14 protein-coding genes are annotated in these 16,271 nt (G+C 61.0%); 5 read left to right on the top strand and 9 right to left on the bottom strand.

Annotated elements, in window-relative coordinates:
- Positions 1 to 15: 15 nt before the first annotated feature.
- The 6 genes from ACOAP0_RS18080 to scpA form a co-directional block, all read right to left on the bottom strand.
- On the bottom strand, positions 16 to 2,343 hold the full coding sequence (locus tag ACOAP0_RS18080; protein ID WP_498377552.1) for a methyl-accepting chemotaxis protein: 2,328 nt from the start codon (positions 2,341 to 2,343) through the stop codon (positions 16 to 18).
- A gap of 125 nt (positions 2,344 to 2,468) precedes the next feature.
- Complete coding sequence (locus ACOAP0_RS18075; protein ID WP_498377551.1) at positions 2,469 to 2,933, bottom strand: VOC family protein; 465 nt, start codon at positions 2,931 to 2,933, stop codon at positions 2,469 to 2,471.
- The gene (locus tag ACOAP0_RS18070) at positions 2,930 to 4,978 is read right to left on the bottom strand and encodes an acetyl-CoA carboxylase biotin carboxylase subunit (protein WP_498377550.1); all 2,049 of its coding nucleotides are present in this window, start codon (positions 4,976 to 4,978) and stop codon (positions 2,930 to 2,932) included. Before ACOAP0_RS18070 ends, ACOAP0_RS18075 begins: the two co-directional genes overlap by 4 nt.
- Before the next feature lie 30 nt (positions 4,979 to 5,008).
- Positions 5,009 to 6,541 (bottom strand): acyl-CoA carboxylase subunit beta, encoded by a 1,533-nt coding sequence (locus ACOAP0_RS18065; protein ID WP_087493582.1) that lies wholly within the window; start codon positions 6,539 to 6,541, stop codon positions 5,009 to 5,011.
- A 43-nt stretch (positions 6,542 to 6,584) separates the two neighbouring features.
- Positions 6,585 to 7,610, bottom strand: a complete 1,026-nt coding sequence (gene meaB / locus ACOAP0_RS18060; RefSeq protein ID WP_498377549.1) for a methylmalonyl Co-A mutase-associated GTPase MeaB — start codon at positions 7,608 to 7,610, stop codon at positions 6,585 to 6,587.
- Positions 7,607 to 9,778: a methylmalonyl-CoA mutase gene (scpA, locus tag ACOAP0_RS18055; RefSeq protein WP_498377548.1), complete on the bottom strand. Its 2,172-nt coding sequence runs from the start codon at positions 9,776 to 9,778 to the stop codon at positions 7,607 to 7,609. Before scpA ends, meaB begins: the two co-directional genes overlap by 4 nt.
- Before the next feature lie 153 nt (positions 9,779 to 9,931).
- On the opposite strand from scpA, the gene ACOAP0_RS18050 reads away from it, so the two are divergent.
- Positions 9,932 to 10,612, top strand: coding sequence for a GntR family transcriptional regulator (locus tag ACOAP0_RS18050; protein WP_232459887.1), 681 nt, complete (start codon positions 9,932 to 9,934; stop codon positions 10,610 to 10,612).
- A 9-nt stretch (positions 10,613 to 10,621) separates the two neighbouring features.
- On the opposite strand, the gene ACOAP0_RS18045 is transcribed toward ACOAP0_RS18050, so the two are convergent.
- Positions 10,622 to 11,536 carry a LysR family transcriptional regulator gene (locus tag ACOAP0_RS18045; RefSeq protein ID WP_498377547.1) on the bottom strand — a complete coding sequence of 305 codons (915 nt, stop codon included), beginning with the start codon at positions 11,534 to 11,536 and terminating at the stop codon, positions 10,622 to 10,624.
- Between the two features lie 119 nt (positions 11,537 to 11,655).
- Between ACOAP0_RS18045 and ACOAP0_RS18040 the strand changes: the two genes are divergently transcribed.
- On the top strand, positions 11,656 to 12,540 hold the full coding sequence (locus tag ACOAP0_RS18040) for a sterol desaturase family protein (protein ID WP_087493578.1): 885 nt from the start codon (positions 11,656 to 11,658) through the stop codon (positions 12,538 to 12,540).
- Positions 12,541 to 12,555: 15 nt separating this feature from the next.
- Here the strand turns inward: ACOAP0_RS18040 and ACOAP0_RS18035 are convergent, their stop codons facing one another.
- Positions 12,556 to 13,206, bottom strand: a complete 651-nt coding sequence (locus ACOAP0_RS18035) for a hypothetical protein (protein ID WP_498377546.1) — start codon at positions 13,204 to 13,206, stop codon at positions 12,556 to 12,558.
- A 108-nt stretch (positions 13,207 to 13,314) separates the two neighbouring features.
- Complete coding sequence (locus tag ACOAP0_RS18030) at positions 13,315 to 14,142, bottom strand: thioesterase family protein (RefSeq protein ID WP_498377545.1); 828 nt, start codon at positions 14,140 to 14,142, stop codon at positions 13,315 to 13,317.
- Positions 14,143 to 14,395: 253 nt separating this feature from the next.
- Here ACOAP0_RS18030 and ACOAP0_RS18025 point away from each other — a divergent pair, with 253 nt between their 5' ends.
- The 3 genes from ACOAP0_RS18025 to ACOAP0_RS18015 are packed head-to-tail and all read left to right on the top strand — an operon-like array spanning position 14,396 to position 16,259.
- On the top strand, positions 14,396 to 15,031 hold the full coding sequence (locus ACOAP0_RS18025) for an outer membrane beta-barrel protein (protein ID WP_498377544.1): 636 nt from the start codon (positions 14,396 to 14,398) through the stop codon (positions 15,029 to 15,031).
- A gap of 44 nt (positions 15,032 to 15,075) precedes the next feature.
- Positions 15,076 to 15,729 carry a BON domain-containing protein gene (locus tag ACOAP0_RS18020; protein WP_087493574.1) on the top strand — a complete coding sequence of 218 codons (654 nt, stop codon included), beginning with the start codon at positions 15,076 to 15,078 and terminating at the stop codon, positions 15,727 to 15,729.
- A gap of 8 nt (positions 15,730 to 15,737) precedes the next feature.
- Positions 15,738 to 16,259: a DUF1269 domain-containing protein gene (locus ACOAP0_RS18015; RefSeq protein WP_498377543.1), complete on the top strand. Its 522-nt coding sequence runs from the start codon at positions 15,738 to 15,740 to the stop codon at positions 16,257 to 16,259.
- Positions 16,260 to 16,271 lie beyond the last annotated feature (12 nt).

Genomic DNA, 16,271 nt, shown 5'->3' with positions numbered 1-16,271 from the left:
CCCTGCCGGCTCCGATCAAAGACTGCTCATCAGGCTCTTGTAGACACCGCAGCCCACGTAGACATCGTCTACCTTCAGCACGTAAGACATCTTGGTTTGCACCTGGCCGGTGAGCGGGTTGGCGATCTCGTACTCCACCCAACCCGGATTTGCTTCCGCCTGGTGAATGATGGAGTCGATCAAGGCATTGCCATCAATGCCGGCGACATCCTGCACCCGGGTGCCGACCTTGGCCTGATTGCCTGCAAATGCGAGGTACTGCCCATTGCGATCCAGCACGAACACGTACATGTCACGGTCAAACAAACCGGAGTGCTGGGCCGTCACTTCGCGGATGAAGCTGTCCCGGCTACCGCTGCTGCGACGCAAGTCCAACGCACGGTCCACCAAATGACGCGCCTCGTCCGCAGACCCCTGCTGCAGCTTGAACACCGACACCGCATCGGCCAACACGCTGGCGCGGGTCTGCAGCGCGGTCGCTTGGTTCACCGCCTGTTCCACCATGGAAGCGTTTTGTTGGGTAATCTCATCCAACTGGCGGATGGCGGTGGTGATTTCCGCCAGGCTGGCGCTTTGTTCCGCGCTGGACGCGGAAATCAAGGACATATTGCCCGCGACCCCACGCACTCCGTCAGCAATGGCCGTGATGTTTTTGCCAGCCGTACGTATTTGCTGCACACCCGCCGCGACCTGCGCGGTAGACGTGGTGATGAGCTGGCGGATTTCCTTGGCCGATGCCGCGGAGCGTTGGGCCAGGGAACGTACCTCCGCCGCCACGACCGCAAAGCCACGGCCTGACTCGCCCGCCCGCGCGGCCTCTACTGCCGCATTGAGGGCCAGGATGTTGGTCTGGAAAGCCAAGCCGTCAATCACGCCGACGATTTCATCCATACGGCGGGTGCTGGCTTCAATGGCCTCGATGGATTCAATTGCCTGGTTCATGCCAGCGGCGCCCTGTTCGGCCGTGGTGCGCACCCCTTGGGCCGCACGATCGGACTCCTGCGCCGCATTGGCGTTGTCCTTCACCGTGGAAGCCAGTTCCTGCACGCTGGCCGAGGTTTCTTCCAGATTGGCGGCTTGTTGCTCGGTGCGGTCTGACAGGCTGCGGTTGCCCAGCACCAAGGCGTCCCCGGAATTAGCCACCAACGCCGAGTTGCTGCGCACACTGGCCACCATGACCGAGATGTTGTTCACCATCACGTCCATGGCGTGCGACATGTCGGACAGTTCGTCGTCGCCTCTTATCAGAACCTTGTGTCGCAAATTGCCACTGGCCGTCTGTTCCATGAAACGCAGCACTTGGCGCAAGTCCGACAAAAAGCTGATGTTGAAGGACAGCATCAAATACACCAAGACAAAGGTGGCGATGACGCTGCCGGCAATCAGCAGATAGAAGGTGCGGTTGAGAGATTTTTCCCGCTCCTGCAGCAGCGACACCATGGCCTGATTCACGGCTTTATGGTATTCGCCGATAGCTTCAATCGCTTGGGTGCCCGAGGCGAAGTAGCCTTCAGAATCCCCACCGGGCGCACCCGCCTTGAAGCGCTCTTTGGACAAGCTTACGAACTTGGCCACTGCAGCTTGTGCGGCCTCCCCGCTGGCATTTTTGAAACCGGCGGAAGCAAGAATTTGCTGGGAATACGCGACATCTTTGGCCCAAGCGCTCAGGGCCCCTGCCAGCAGGTTCACCCGTCCGATGGCATCGTCGGTCAGCTCAGGTTTGCTCAAAAAGCCGGCACCGGTTCCGCGCAAGCGACCGATCTGTTCCCGCAAGGGGATCAGCCGGGAGACCGACATGTCCATCAGCAAATAGGTCTGGGGGTCCGGGTCGAACAGCAGGCCCGACTTGTCAGCCACGCCGTACACAAAGCGGGTCAGGTCCTCCACCAGCGCGGTGTGGAAGCCGAAGGCTTGCGGGGCATCTTTGCCGTCCAGCTCCTTGACCAAGGTTTCCAAGCGGCCGCGCAGCTCCTTCCATTCGGGGGGCGCCTCCATACCCTGCTTGTCGTCCAGAAGGCGCTTGAGGTCATTGACCTCCTCTGCCAGCTTGCTGCGGGTCTGGTCGCGGGCGCCGGTAGCAGCCGCATTGCCCAACAACACCATATTGGTTTGCCCCCGGTGGGCCTGGACATTGCGGATCACATCCGTGGTTTGTTCCACCACCTCCACGCCCACCACCTCGGCGCGCGTGATCTGCACATCGTTCAGGGTGCGCGAAATCAATTGCCAGACGATGAACAACAGGGGAACCAAGGCCACCAGAAACACAATGGCCAGCTTGGAACCGAAGCGCATCTTGCGCATGACCCACATGCCGGGGTACAGAAACTTCACAAAGCTCATAACGGGCGTTCCTTGGAAATTCTTCAACTGCTTTGACTTTATCGCTTTTCCACCAATAAATGACAGAAAAATGGGGGGCATTGCCCCCCGTGTTTCCCCTCAAGCATCAGTGCCATACCGGCGCTTCAGCCCAAAGCGGCGATCACATCAGACGGGGCCTGCACCAATTCGATCAACACACCCTCCCCTGCAATCGGGAATTCGTCATTGCTTTTGGGGTGCAAAAAAGTGATGTCGTAGCCCGCTGCGCCTTTGCGTATGCCGCCGGGTGCAAAACGCACCCCTTTGGCCGTGAGCCACTCCACCGCCACGGGCAGGTTGTCGATCCACAGGCCCACATGATTCAAGGGCGTGGTGTGCACCGCAGGTTTCTTGTCGGGGTCCATGGGCTGCATGAGGTCAACTTCCACCTTGTACGGGCCGGAGCCCATGGCGCAGATGTCCTCGTCCACGTTTTCTTTCTCGCTTTGGAAAGTACCCGTGACTTCCAGCCCCAGCATATCCACCCACAAGGTTTGCAGACGTTTCTTGTCAGGGCCGCCAATGGCGATCTGCTGAATGCCGAGGACCTTGAACGGACGCTGGCTCATACAAACTCCACGATGGCTTGGTCGACCGACAGGCTCTCACCCTTGGCAGCCAGCACTTTGCCCACCACACCATCGGCGGCGGCAAACAGCACGTTTTCCATCTTCATGGCTTCGATCACGGCCACTCGCTCACCGGCCTGCACCTTCTGGCCGGGCACCACCGCCACATCCACCAGCAAACCGGGCATGGGCGAGAGCACGTAGCGGCTCATGTCAGGCGGTGCCTTGTGTGGCATCAGCTTGTGCAGCTCGGCCATGCGCGGAGACATGACCAGCGCATCGATGCGGGTTCCGTTGTGCTGCACGCGCAGTGCCAGCGGGTTCTTGGGCGTGCCGCGCTCCACCTGGGCGGTAAAGGCTTTGCCGTTCACCGTGCCGGTGATGGCAATGTCGTTCAGGCGTGATCTGCTACGAATAACATAGCTGCTCGTGCCCACCCGCACTTGGGCAGAGCCTGTTTCGCCTTCAAACTCGTCCACATGCACCGCGGTGTAGCTGTTGTTGCCCGCAGCATCCAGCGTGACCACCACATAGTCTTTGCCTGCGTCCACGGCGTAGCCCGGCAACTGGCCGGACATGCCCGCTGCGCGCTCGCGCGACTTGCGGCGCACAAAGGCGGCCAGCGCGGTGAGGAAAGCTGCGTCGTCATGCGGCACGTCTTCGGCAAAGAAGCCTTTGCCGTAGTTCTCGGCGATAAAGCCGGTATTGAAATCACCGCTCACGAATTTGGGGTGGGCCAACAACGCGGCCTGGAACGGAATGTTGCTGGACACTCCGCGGATCACAAAGCCGTTAAGAGCCTCACGCATTTTGGCAATCGCGTCATTGCGGTCCTTGCCGTGCACGATGAGCTTGGCAATCATCGAGTCGTAGAACATGGGGATCTCGCCACCGTCCTGCACACCGGTGTCCACGCGCACGCCTTGCAAGTGCCCGGTGTCGCCCTGCCACATGGTTTGCTCTGGCGGTGCAAATCGCACCAGGCGGCCGGTGGATGGCAGGAAGTTGCGGAACGGGTCTTCTGCGTTGATGCGGCACTCAATGGCCCAGCCGTCGCGCTTCACGTCGGCTTGCGTCAGCGGCAGCTTTTCGCCCGCGGCCACGCGAATCATCAGCTCCACCAAATCCAGGCCGGTGATGCATTCCGTCACCGGGTGCTCTACCTGCAGGCGGGTGTTCATTTCCAGGAAGTAAAAGTCCTGGTCCTTGCCGACCACAAACTCCACGGTGCCGGCGCTCTGGTACTTCACGGCCTTGGCCAGTTGCACCGCCTGCTCGCCCATGGCTTTGCGGGTGGCGTCGCTGATGAAGGGGCTAGGCGCCTCTTCAATCACCTTTTGGTGGCGGCGCTGGATGGAGCACTCGCGCTCGTTCAAATAGATCACATTGCCATGGCTGTCGCCCAGCACCTGGATCTCGATGTGGCGGGGCTCCTGCACAAACTTCTCGATGAAGATGCGGTCATCGCCAAAGCTGTTGCGGGCTTCGTTCTGGCAGCTGGCAAAACCTTCAAACGCCTCTTTGTCGTTGAAGGCCACGCGCAAGCCCTTGCCACCGCCGCCGGCCGAGGCCTTGATCATCACGGGGTAGCCGATGCCTTTGGCAATCTCCACCGCTTGCTCTGGGCCGCTGATCGCGTCGTTGTAACCGGGGATGGTGTTGACTTTGGCCTCGTTGGCTAATTTCTTCGAGGCAATCTTGTCGCCCATGGCGGCAATGGAATGCGCCTTGGGTCCGATGAAGGCAATGCCTTCGTCTTCGCAGCGCTTGGCAAAAGCTTCGTTCTCACTCAAAAAGCCGTAGCCGGGGTGCACGGCTTGCGCGCCGGTTTGTTTGCAGGCGGCAATGATTTTCTCGGCTTGCAAATAGCTCTCGCGGCTGGGCGCGGGGCCGATATTGACGGCCTCATCCGCCAGCGCTACGTGGCGGGCTTCCTTGTCGGCATCGGAGTAGACGGCAACCGTCTTGATGCCCATTTTCTTGGCAGTGGCAATCACGCGGCAGGCAATTTCGCCACGGTTGGCAATCAGGATTTTGGTGAACATGGTGCTTGTCCTTTTCTTGTTCTTCGGCGATCAGAGTGGAATGTTCCCGTGCTTGCGCCACGGGTTTTCCAGCTTCTTGTCCTTGAGCATGACCAGCGAACGGCAAATGCGTTTGCGGGTCTCGTGCGGCAGGATCACGTCGTCGATAAAGCCGCGCGCGCCGGCCACAAAGGGGTTGGCAAAGCGGGCTTTGTATTCAGCTTCTTTGGCGGCCAGCTTGGCAGGGTCACCCTTGTCTTCGCGGAAGATAATTTCCACCGCGCCCTTGGCACCCATCACCGCAATTTCGGCATTGGGCCAAGCCAGGTTCACGTCGCCACGCAGGTGCTTGGAAGCCATCACGTCATACGCGCCGCCGTAGGCCTTGCGGGTGATCACCGTGATCTTGGGCACGGTGCATTCGGCATACGCGTAGAGCAACTTGGCGCCGTGCTTGATGATGCCGCCGTACTCTTGGCTGGTACCAGGCATGAAGCCGGGTACGTCCACAAACGTGACCACGGGGATATTGAAAGCATCGCAAAAGCGCACAAAGCGCGCGGCTTTGATAGAGCTCTTGATGTCCAGGCAACCTGCCAATACGAGCGGCTGGTTGGCCACGATGCCGATGGTCTGGCCGTCCATGCGCGCGAAGCCGATGATGATGTTTTTGGCGTACTCGGGCTGAATCTCGAAGAAGTCACCATCGTCCACGGTTTTGACGATCAGCTCCTTCATGTCGTAGGGCTTGTTGGGGTTGTCCGGCACCAGGGTGTCCAAGCTCAGGTCTTTGCGGTCGATGGGGTCGCCGCTCTTGCGCACCGGGGCCTTTTCGCGGTTGCTCAGGGGGAGGTAGTTGTAGAGGCGGCGCAGCATCAGCAGCGCTTCCACATCGTTCTCAAACGCCAAGTCGGCTACGCCGCTCTTGGTGGTGTGGGTGAGTGCGCCGCCCAGCTCTTCGGCGGTCACCTCTTCGTGCGTGACGGTCTTCACCACTTCGGGGCCTGTGACGAACATGTAAGAGCTGTCCTTCACCATGAAGATGAAGTCGGTCATGGCCGGGCTGTACACCGCGCCACCGGCGCTAGGGCCCATGATCATGCTGATCTGCGGAATCACACCGCTGGCCATCACGTTGCGCTGGAACACATCGGCATAACCGCCCAAAGAGGCCACGCCTTCCTGAATGCGGGCACCGCCCGAGTCGTTCAGGCCAATCACCGGGGCGCCCACTTTCATGGCCTGGTCCATCACTTTGCAGATCTTCTCGGCATGCGCCTCAGACAACGCACCGCCAAACACGGTGAAGTCCTGGCTGAACACAAACACCAGGCGGCCGTTGATCATGCCGTAGCCGGTGACCACGCCGTCGCCGGGGATCTTCTGCTCGTCCATGCCGAAGTCCACGCAGCGGTGCTCGACAAACATGTCCCACTCTTCAAACGTGCCTTCGTCCAGCAGCACTTCCAGGCGCTCGCGCGCTGTGAGCTTGCCTTTTTTGTGCTGCGCATCGATGCGCTTTTGCCCACCGCCCATGCGGGCCAGCTCGCGCTTGGCTTCCAGTTGTACGAGGATGTCTTGCATGCTTGTCTTCCTTCAGGTCAGAAAATGGGGAGTTATTTGCTATCTATTTAGGAGCTGCTTGCGCAGTGAATTCGAGCGCTGAGAGCAGATTTCGTGCTGCAGTGCTGGCGGCCAACTGACCTGCCTGCACCGCTGCGGTGAGCTGAGGCAGCTGCTCGCGCACCGCCGGGTTTTGCTTGAAGGCCTGCTTCAGGCCTGCGTCAATCCGCTCCCACATCCATGCCAGCGACTGGTTCTGGCGGCGCTGGCTGAACAAGCCATTGGCGCTTTGCAGGGTCTGGAATTCACACACGGCTTTCCAGAAGGTGTCGACCCCCTGCCCCAGCAACGCACTCAGTGAAATCACTTTGGGGGCCCAGTGCTTGTCGCTGTGCGGGTCATTCGGGTTGCCATGCATGCCCAGCAAACGCAGGCTGGAGGTGATCTGGGCTTGCGCGCGGGTGGCGGCATCGGCGTCAATATCGGCCTTGTTGATAACCACCAGATCAGCCAGCTCCATCACGCCTTTTTTGATGGCCTGCAGATCGTCGCCCGCATTGGGCAACTGCATCAGCACGAACATGTCGGTCATGCCCTGCACCGCTGTCTCGCTCTGGCCCACGCCCACGGTCTCGACGATCACGATGTCGTAACCCGCCGCCTCGCAGACCAGCATAGCCTCGCGCGTTTTCTCGGCCACACCACCCAGCGTACCGCTGGACGGGCTGGGGCGGATGAAGGCTTTCTCGTGCATGGACAAATGCTCCATTCGCGTCTTGTCACCCAAGATGGAGCCGCCGGATACCGAGCTGGAAGGGTCAATCGTCAGCACCGCCACGCGGTGGCCTTGGCCAATCAGGTACAAGCCCAGCGCTTCAATGAAGGTGCTTTTTCCCACGCCCGGCACGCCGCTAATGCCCAAGCGGAACGACTTGCCGGTGTGCGGCAAGAGCGCGGTGAGCAGCGCATCGCCCTGCGCCCGGTGGTCCACACGGGTGGACTCCAGCAGGGTGATGGCTTTGGCGATAGCGCGGCGCTGCAGGAGGGACTCGCCCCCCAGCAGACCGGCCTGCACGGCTTCAGGAGTCACCCGAGTGCCTTTTCAATCTGGCTCAGCACATCACGCGCACTCACCGGTATCGGCGTGCCAGGGCCGTAGATGCCCTTGACGCCTGCGGCGTACAAAAAGTCGTAGTCCTGGCGCGGAATCACACCGCCTACGAAAACGATGATGTCGTCCGCGCCCTGCTTTTTGAGCTCGGCGATGATGGCGGGCACCAGTGTCTTGTGACCTGCGGCCAGCGTCGATACGCCGACCGCGTGCACGTCGTTTTCAATCGCCTGGCGAGCGCACTCTTCGGGGGTCTGGAACAGCGGGCCCATATCTACATCAAAACCCAGGTCGGCAAACGCGGTGGCAACCACCTTGGCGCCGCGGTCGTGACCGTCCTGGCCCAGCTTGCTGATCATCACGCGGGGGCGGCGGCCTTGTTTGTCTGCGAAGCTGGCAATGTCGGCTTTCAGGGCGTTCCAGTACTCCATGGTGTCTCCTTGGGCGCTGTCGTAGGCGGCTGCGTATACGCCACTCACCTTGTTGGTGTCGGCACGGTGGCGACCGAATGCTTTCTCCAGCGCATCGCTCACCTCGCCCACCGTCGCGCGCAGGCGGATCGCTTTGATGGACAAGTCCAGCAAGTTTCCGGTACCGGACTCTGCTGCAGAAGTGATAGCAGCCAGCGCAGATTCCACGAGCGCGGAGTCGCGTTTCGCCTTGATTTCTCGGAGGCGGGCGATCTGGCTTTCGCGCACGGCCACGTTGTCGATGTCGCGGGCTTCGATCACATCTTCGTTCTTGAGCTTGTACTTGTTGACGCCCACGATCACGTCCTGGCCGCTGTCGATGCGCGCCTGCTTCTCGGCAGCGGCGGCTTCGATCTTCAGCTTGGCCCAGCCGCTGTCCACGGCCTTGGTCATGCCGCCCATAGCTTCCACTTCTTCAATGATCTTCCAAGCGGCGTCGGCCATGTCCTGGGTCAGCTTCTCCATCATATAGCTGCCGGCCCAGGGGTCGATCACGTTGGTGATGTGCGTCTCTTCCTGAATGATGAGCTGCGTATTGCGGGCGATGCGCGCACTGAATTCGGTGGGCAGCGCGATGGCTTCGTCAAAGCTGTTGGTGTGCAGGCTCTGCGTGCCGCCAAACACGGCGGCCATCGCCTCGATGGTGGTGCGCACCACGTTGTTGTACGGGTCCTGCTCCGTCAGGCTCCAGCCGCTGGTCTGGCAGTGGGTGCGCAACATCAGGCTCTTCGGGTTCTTGGCGTCAATGCCCTTCATGATGCGGCACCACAGCAAGCGCGCCGCGCGCATCTTGGCCACTTCCAGATAGAAGTTCATGCCGATGGCCCAGAAGAAGCTCAGGCGGCCGGCAAAGTCGTCTACGTCCAGACCGGAAGCGATGGCAGTCTTCACATACTCCTTGCCGTCGGCAAGCGTGAAGGCCAGCTCCAGCGCCTGATTGGCACCCGCCTCTTGCATGTGATAACCCGAGATACTGATCGAGTTGAACTTGGGCATGTTCTTGGCGGTGTAGCCAATGATGTCGCCAATGATGCGCATGCTGGGCGCGGGCGGGTAGATGTAGGTGTTGCGCACCATGAACTCTTTCAGAATGTCGTTCTGAATCGTTCCAGATAGCTTGTCCTGGCTCACGCCCTGCTCTTCCGCAGCCACCACATAACCGGCCAACACCGGCAGCACCGCGCCGTTCATGGTCATGGAGACCGACACCTTGTCCAGCGGAATCTGGTCGAACAGTATCTTCATGTCCTCAACTGAGTCAATCGCCACGCCGGCCTTGCCCACGTCGCCCGTCACGCGCGGATGGTCCGAGTCGTAGCCACGGTGGGTGGCCAAGTCAAAGGCGACCGACACGCCCTGCCCGCCGGCCGCCAAAGCCTTGCGGTAAAAGGCGTTGGACTCTTCGGCGGTGGAGAAGCCGGCGTACTGGCGGATGGTCCAGGGGCGCACCGCATACATGGTGGCCTGCGGGCCGCGCAGGTAGGGCTCAAAGCCGGGCAGCGTGTCGGCGTGCTTCAGGCCCGCGGTGTCTGCTGCGGTGTAAAGGGGCTTGACCGCGATGCCGTCCGGCGTGATCCAGTTCAGCGCGTCCACATTGCCGCCGGGGGCGGACTTGGCTGCAGCCTTGGCCCAGGCTTCCAGTGTGGAGGATTGAAATTCAGGCGTCTTGTCGGTCATGGCGGGGTCGCAATCTATGGGTTACCGCTGGCAGGATCAGCGCGGCAAGTTTACATTATTCATAATTATTGATTCAGAATATTGGTTGCAGCTTACAATCGACCAACTTTTTGACTTGGCTCATTTTTTCGTTTTTTCACCCTAAGCCACCGCATGTCCGCCTTGATGTCTGATGCCCGCCCCGCTGTATCGCTGGCCCCTCGCCCTCTGTATGAGGAAGTGGCAGAGCTGCTGCGCCAGCGCATCTTCAAGCGCGAGTTGGAGCCCGGCAGCTGGATTGACGAACTGAAGATTGCCGAAGAGTTCGGCATCAGCCGCACCCCCTTGCGCGAGGCCCTGAAAGTACTGGCCGCCGAAGGTCTGGTGACCATGAAGGTGCGCCGTGGCGCCTATGTAACCGAGGTGTCGCAACAAGACCTGGCCGATGTGTACCACCTGCTCAGCTTGCTGGAGAGTGACGCGGCCGGCGTGGTGGCCACCAAGGCCACCGACGCGGAAATCAAGGAACTGCAGGCATTGCACAAAGCACTGGAGGCAGCGGCCAAACCCGGCAAAGACAAGGCTGCCACCACCGACCAATTTTTCGCAGTGAATGAGAAGTTCCACATGCGCCTGCTGGAGATTGCCAACAATCGCTGGCGCGACCAGATGGTGGCCGACCTGCGCAAGGTCATGAAGCTCAACCGCCACAACTCCCTGCTAAAAACCGGGCGCATTGAAGAATCCCTGGCCGAGCACCGCGCCATCATGGACGCCCTGGCTGCTCGCGACCCTGCGCTCACCGCACAGCGCATGGCCGAACACTTTGCCAACGGGCTGACCGCAGCCGAATAGTCAGGCGCACTACGAGGCCTGCAGCATGGCGGTGACCTGCTCAATCACATGCTGCGCCGTGGGAGATGGCGTGCGGCCCTTGAGCATCACCAGCCCCAAATCGCTGTAGGCTGGCGGGAAGCCCGGTGTCTCGAGTTGCACCAAACGCCCTTCGTTCATTTCAGCAGCCACGGCCGTCACGGGTGCAATCAGCACGCTGTCGGTGGCGAGTGCCACGTGTTTGAGGGTGCGTACATCGTCACACTCCAGAGCAATCGGCAAGGCGTCTGCACTGCTCTGCCCCATCAGCTGAACCAGCAGTGTCTGCATGGCCGCAGGCACCCGCACAGTCGCAATGCCGTGCAACACCATGGCCTCCAGCAGAGCCTTGGGCTTGAGGGGGCCTGCCTCCAGCAAAGAGTGCCCCGCACGCACAAACAGGCCTGCCGGCAGTTGCACCAGTTGCGTCACCTCCAGATCGGGCGTGCGGGGAATGTCGCGTGTATCTGCCAGAAAAAACTCCAGCTCTTCAGCCCGCAAGCGGCTTAGCAGCAGCTCCCAGTTGCCCACACTCGCGCGGATCTGGACGCCGGGGTGGGACTGCCGCACCTGCACCAACAGCGGCGCCAGCACCGTGGCGGCAGGGAACGGCCCTACACCAAACGCCGTGTTGCCCAAGGTGCGGTCCCGGTACAAATTGACATCCCGCAGCAGGCAGCGGCTCTCAAATACCAGCCGGCGTGCCCGCTCCAATACGAACTCGCCTGCCGGTGTGGGCTTCACCTCCAGCGCGCCACGGTCAAACAGGCGCAGATTCAGTGCGGCCTCCGCGGCCTGAATACTGCGGCTCAAAGCCGGCTGGCTCAGATGCAGATGCTCTGCGGCCCGGGCGAAATTGCGCTTGTCGGCCAAGGCGACGATGTGCGTCAGGTGTTTGATATCCATAGCGATCCATTCAATGCATTGAACTCATTGAAATTAGCATTCGAATGCATTGGACGCAATCAAGCAGAACCCGAACAATGGTGCCCGGGCACACACACAAAAACTAGGAGACAAGGCCTATGAACCCCTTACAAAACATTTTGTTGCTCGGCATCCTTTTGACGTTCGCGCTGCTGGAGTGGCGCTCCGGGCGCTACAAGGATTTCGGCGCGACCCGCGACGACACCAAGCTCGAAGCCGCCATGCTGCTGGCGCTACTGGCTTTATTGCAACCGGGCATCTTTTTCATCACGGGGAAGTTGGGCGCGTGGCTCATGCCTGAGCAGCGCAACGCGTGGGCGCATTTGCCGGCGTGGGCGATGTTCGGCATTCTGCTGGTGGCTGACGATTTGACGCAGTACTGGTGGCACCGGCTTTCGCATACGCCACTGCTCTGGCCGCTGCACCGCGCGCACCACACGGCGCACTACATGAGCATCCGCATCACCTACCGCAACAACTTTTTTTACTACGCGATGATGCCGGGCATCTGGATGTCGGGCATCCTGATCTATCTGGGTTTTGCCAATGTGTATCTGGTGTACGTGGTGCTCAAGCTCACCGTCATCATGGGGGCGCACAGCGCGGTGCGCTGGGATGAGCCGTTTTACAAACACCGCTGGCTGCACCCCGTGGCCTGGGTGCTGGAACGCACTATCTCCACCCCCGCCACGCACTGGGCGCACCATGCGCTGACCAATGAAGACGGCATTGGCCACTACAAAGGCAACTTCGGCAATCTGCTGTTTGTGTGGGATCTGATCTTCGGCTCGGCCAAGATCACCCGCCAGTACCCCGCCCGCGTGGGCCTGCAGGACGACCTGATTTACGGCAAAGAGCGCTGGTTCACCGAGATGTTTTACCCCGTCATCCAATCAAAACGCGAACACTCGGCACTGGCACCCGGCGGACGGGCAAACGCTGTGGAAGAGACGGACCCTGCGCGGGTGCTGGCAAAGGGCTGAGCGCCGGGCGCAGCGTTAGCGAGATGCCACCGGTGTCTTGCAGGCGGCACCGTTGGACGCGGCGGCTTGGTTGTTCTGGCACACACGGTTGAGTTCTTTGCTCGCCCAGCGGCTACCCAGGTGCGCAGCGCGCACCAGCAATTGCACGGCATACCAAGGCACGGTCTCAGGCGGGTTTTTCATTTGCGCCGTCGGGGCCTTGGTGGCGGCTTGCGCCCCTGCGGTAGCCGGCCCTTGAGCGGCCTTGCCTTCCAGCAGCTTCACGTAGTCGGCCACCATCTGGTCGGCGTCGGTCTTCTGCAGTTTGTCCAAGGGTTTGGAGAGCCAGGCTTTGGCACCCGCATCCGGCACGTCAGACAGTGTTTTGCCGGTGCCATGCATCATGGAGGCCACATCGTCCGGCACCGCCTTGCCCAAGCCGGATGCGTGTGCAATGTCTTCACCGGTATGGGCAGCGGCCTTCGCGCCCGCTGCCTCGGCACCCGTGACAGCGGCGCCCGTTGCAGCCCCTTTGGAGGCGGCTTGCGCAGCAGCCTTTTCAGCCACGGCCCCTTCCTTGGTGAGCAGCTTGAAGAGAGCAGAAATCAGCGAAGCTTGGGCCGGGGCATGTGCGCCCAAGCCCAATGCCAAGCACAGCGCCACACCTTGCAGAGTTTTCCGGTTCATGCCTTGCTCCTTGAAACACGCATGCCCACCATAGTTTTGGGGATGACGTCTAAGCGATTTTAAAACACATAAACCGAATTAACTATTTATTTAAAACAAATAATATTTCTAAGCCCGCTTGCGGACAAACAAACTCTGCGTTGCCCGCCCGATCAAACCTTGCTCGTCATACAGCGACGACTCGGCCAGCCCTCCGCCGTGGCTGGACAAATGGGTGCGGGCATCCAGGCACACCCACTCGCCGACCGGCTTGCGCAGCAGGTTGATGGTGAGGTCCGAGTTCACAAACACGTGGGTGGACAAATCCAGAATCGCGCTGATGCCGTTGCCGGAGTCGGCCGCCACCGCCACGCGTTGGTACGGGCTGGGCAGCTGCCCCTGAACCAACGGGTGGCTCATGCGGAACCACACCGCACTGGGGCCGGCAAACATGCGCCCTTGGGCGATGCGCGTCTCCACCAGATCGGGGTAGCCCAACTCATGGTGTGCAAAGGGAAAACGCTGCACCGGTGAGGCATCCGGCGTCTTAGGCGCCTGGGGCAAAGGGTGCCCGGGCAGGCCATCGGGCAAGCCCACGTCATCTTCACGCTGGAACAGTGCGGTGGCGCGGATCAGCTCTTTGCCATCGGCCAATGCCACTGCCGAGAAATGGCCTGCATTGCGGCCCACGTAGTCTTCCTGCACGCGCAACTCAATGTCTGCAATCGGAACCGGGCGAAGCAAGTTGGCCGTGAGTCGGGCCAGGTGTTGCAACCCATGGGCTTGTGCTGCAGCCTCCAGCGCATGGCTGACCAGCGCGATCGGCGGGCCGGCGTGTTGCTGCTGCGGGTGCCAGGGGCCACGGGTGAGTTCAGAGGCGCGGAAAAAGTTGCCGCCCAACGCGGTGTAGGCGGCGGTCGCACTGGCCGGGGCGGTGTGGTGCTGTGTGTCTGCCATGCAATATTGCTCCTCTTTTGATAGCTGCTCGCGCATATTCTGCGTGCGCAAGATACCTGTTTGGCTTACAGGCTGTTAACTCAGGTGCACATGGTGCCGCAGCAATAGGCAGCCGCCTGTCACGCCGGTGTCGATTTGTGCCCCTCAAGCCGGCTAGGCGCGCTTGCGCACAGATGGCGGCAAGCAAGGCGCCCACAGTGGGACTGTCTCCCGGAGTGATCCGGTTCTTTTCTTATCTCAAAGGCTGCTCACCATGCAATCCCTCTTCCCTACCGGCTCCCCTCGCATCCAGCGCACCCGCGGTGCTACTTTGGCGGGCTTGGCTCTGTGCCTTGCCGCCCCGTTTGCCATGGCCCCTGCCGCTGCCCAGATGGCGCCCACCCCGGGCTATGCCTACAGCCCGGGCTATGTGGACCTGAGCGTCGGCTCTTCCGACTTCTCCAAGCCCAGTAACGGCTTTGGCATTTTCAGCAGCGACCAGCGCGCCACCGCTTACAGCATCAGCATGGGTAACTACATGTTCAGCCCCAACTGGGGACTGGAAGCGGGCTACACCGACTTCGGCTCGGTCAACCGCGCCGGCGGCCGCACCACGGCGGATGGCATCAACCTGAGCCTGATCGGCCGCATGCCACTCAACCCTGCGTGGAATCTGCTGGGCAAAGTAGGCACCACTTATGGCCGCACCGACGTTTCCAGCGCGCCCACCTCCGGAGTGCAGTCCGGCAGTGAGCGCGATTTTGGCTGGAGCTACGGCGTGGGCGTGGAGCTGCAGTTGGCAGCCCAATGGTCCGGCGTGTTGATGTACGAGGAACACACCATGAAGTTCCCCGGCAGCAGCACCGACCGTATCAGCGCCACCAAGCTCGGCCTGCGCTACCACTACTGATACCGCAGACCGTGAATTCCCCTCAACCCCGACAAGGAACCCCCATGAAAACTGACCTCCAACTCCAACAAGACGTATTGGCTGAACTCCATTGGGAACCCTCAGTCCATGCTGAAAACATCGGCGTAGAAGCCAAAGACGGCGTCGTCACCCTGGCCGGCCATGTCATGACCTACCAGGAAAAATACCACGCTGAAAAAGCGGCCCGCCGCGTGATGGGCGTGCGCGCCCTGGCGGTGGAAATTGATGTGAAGCTGGCCTCCAGCGGCATCCGCAACGACAGCGACATTGCCAACTCCGCCAAAAACGCGCTGCAATGGATGTCCACCCCGCTGGGCAACAAGGTGAACGTTACCGTCGAAAAAGGCTGGATCACCCTGACAGGCCAAACCGAATGGCAGTTCCAGAAACTGGCTGCCGCTGTAGCTGTGCGCTACCTGATGGGCGTGAATGGTGTTTCCAACCAGATCATCCTGCAGCCCGGCACCAAGCTCAGCGCGGCCAAGGCCGACATTGAAGCCGCCCTGGTGCGCCGCGCCCACACGGACGCCGGCAAGATCAACATCGACATTGACGGCAGCACCCTCACCCTGACCGGCAATGTGAGCAACTGGACCGAGCGGGACACCGCCAAAGAAGCCGCCTGGAGCACGCCCGGCGTGACCAGCGTGGTCGACAAAATGACCATGACTTTTTGAGGCTCGCCATGCAAGCGCATACCAACGCCTCGGTGTCCATCTGCAACTCCCACCAGGAGGCAGAAGCCGCCATCCAGACGCTCAAGAAGTTCGGCTTTGACGTAAGGAAACTTTCGCTCATCGGCAAGGGTTACCACAGCGAAGAGCACCCGGTGGGCTTCTACAGCACTGGCGACAAGATCCGCGCCTGGGGCAACACCGGCGCTTTTTGGGGCAGCATGTGGGGCATCCTGATGGCGCCCGCTGTCTTTTTGTTGCCGCCACTGGGCATGGTGGCCATGGCCGGGCCCGTGGTGTCCGTCGTCATCAGCGCGCTCGAAGGAGCTGTGCTGGTGGGGGGCCTGTCGGCCGTGGGTGCAGCCCTGAGCGAGCTGGGCGTGCCCAAGGACCAGGTCATCGTGTACGAGACGGCCCTCAAGGCCGACAAGTACGTGCTGATGGTGCACGGCAGCGACGATGAAGTGGCGCGGGCCAAGTCCATCCTGGCAGGCACCCAATCCATGGAAGTGGCTGAGACGCTACTGAATTAGTAGCGCCCCGCG

The sequence above is a fragment of the Curvibacter sp. Hmag1.1 genome, from assembly GCF_059769165.1.
The sequence above is the reverse complement of the archived record's forward strand: the minus strand, read 5'-3'. Positions and strand labels throughout refer to the sequence as shown.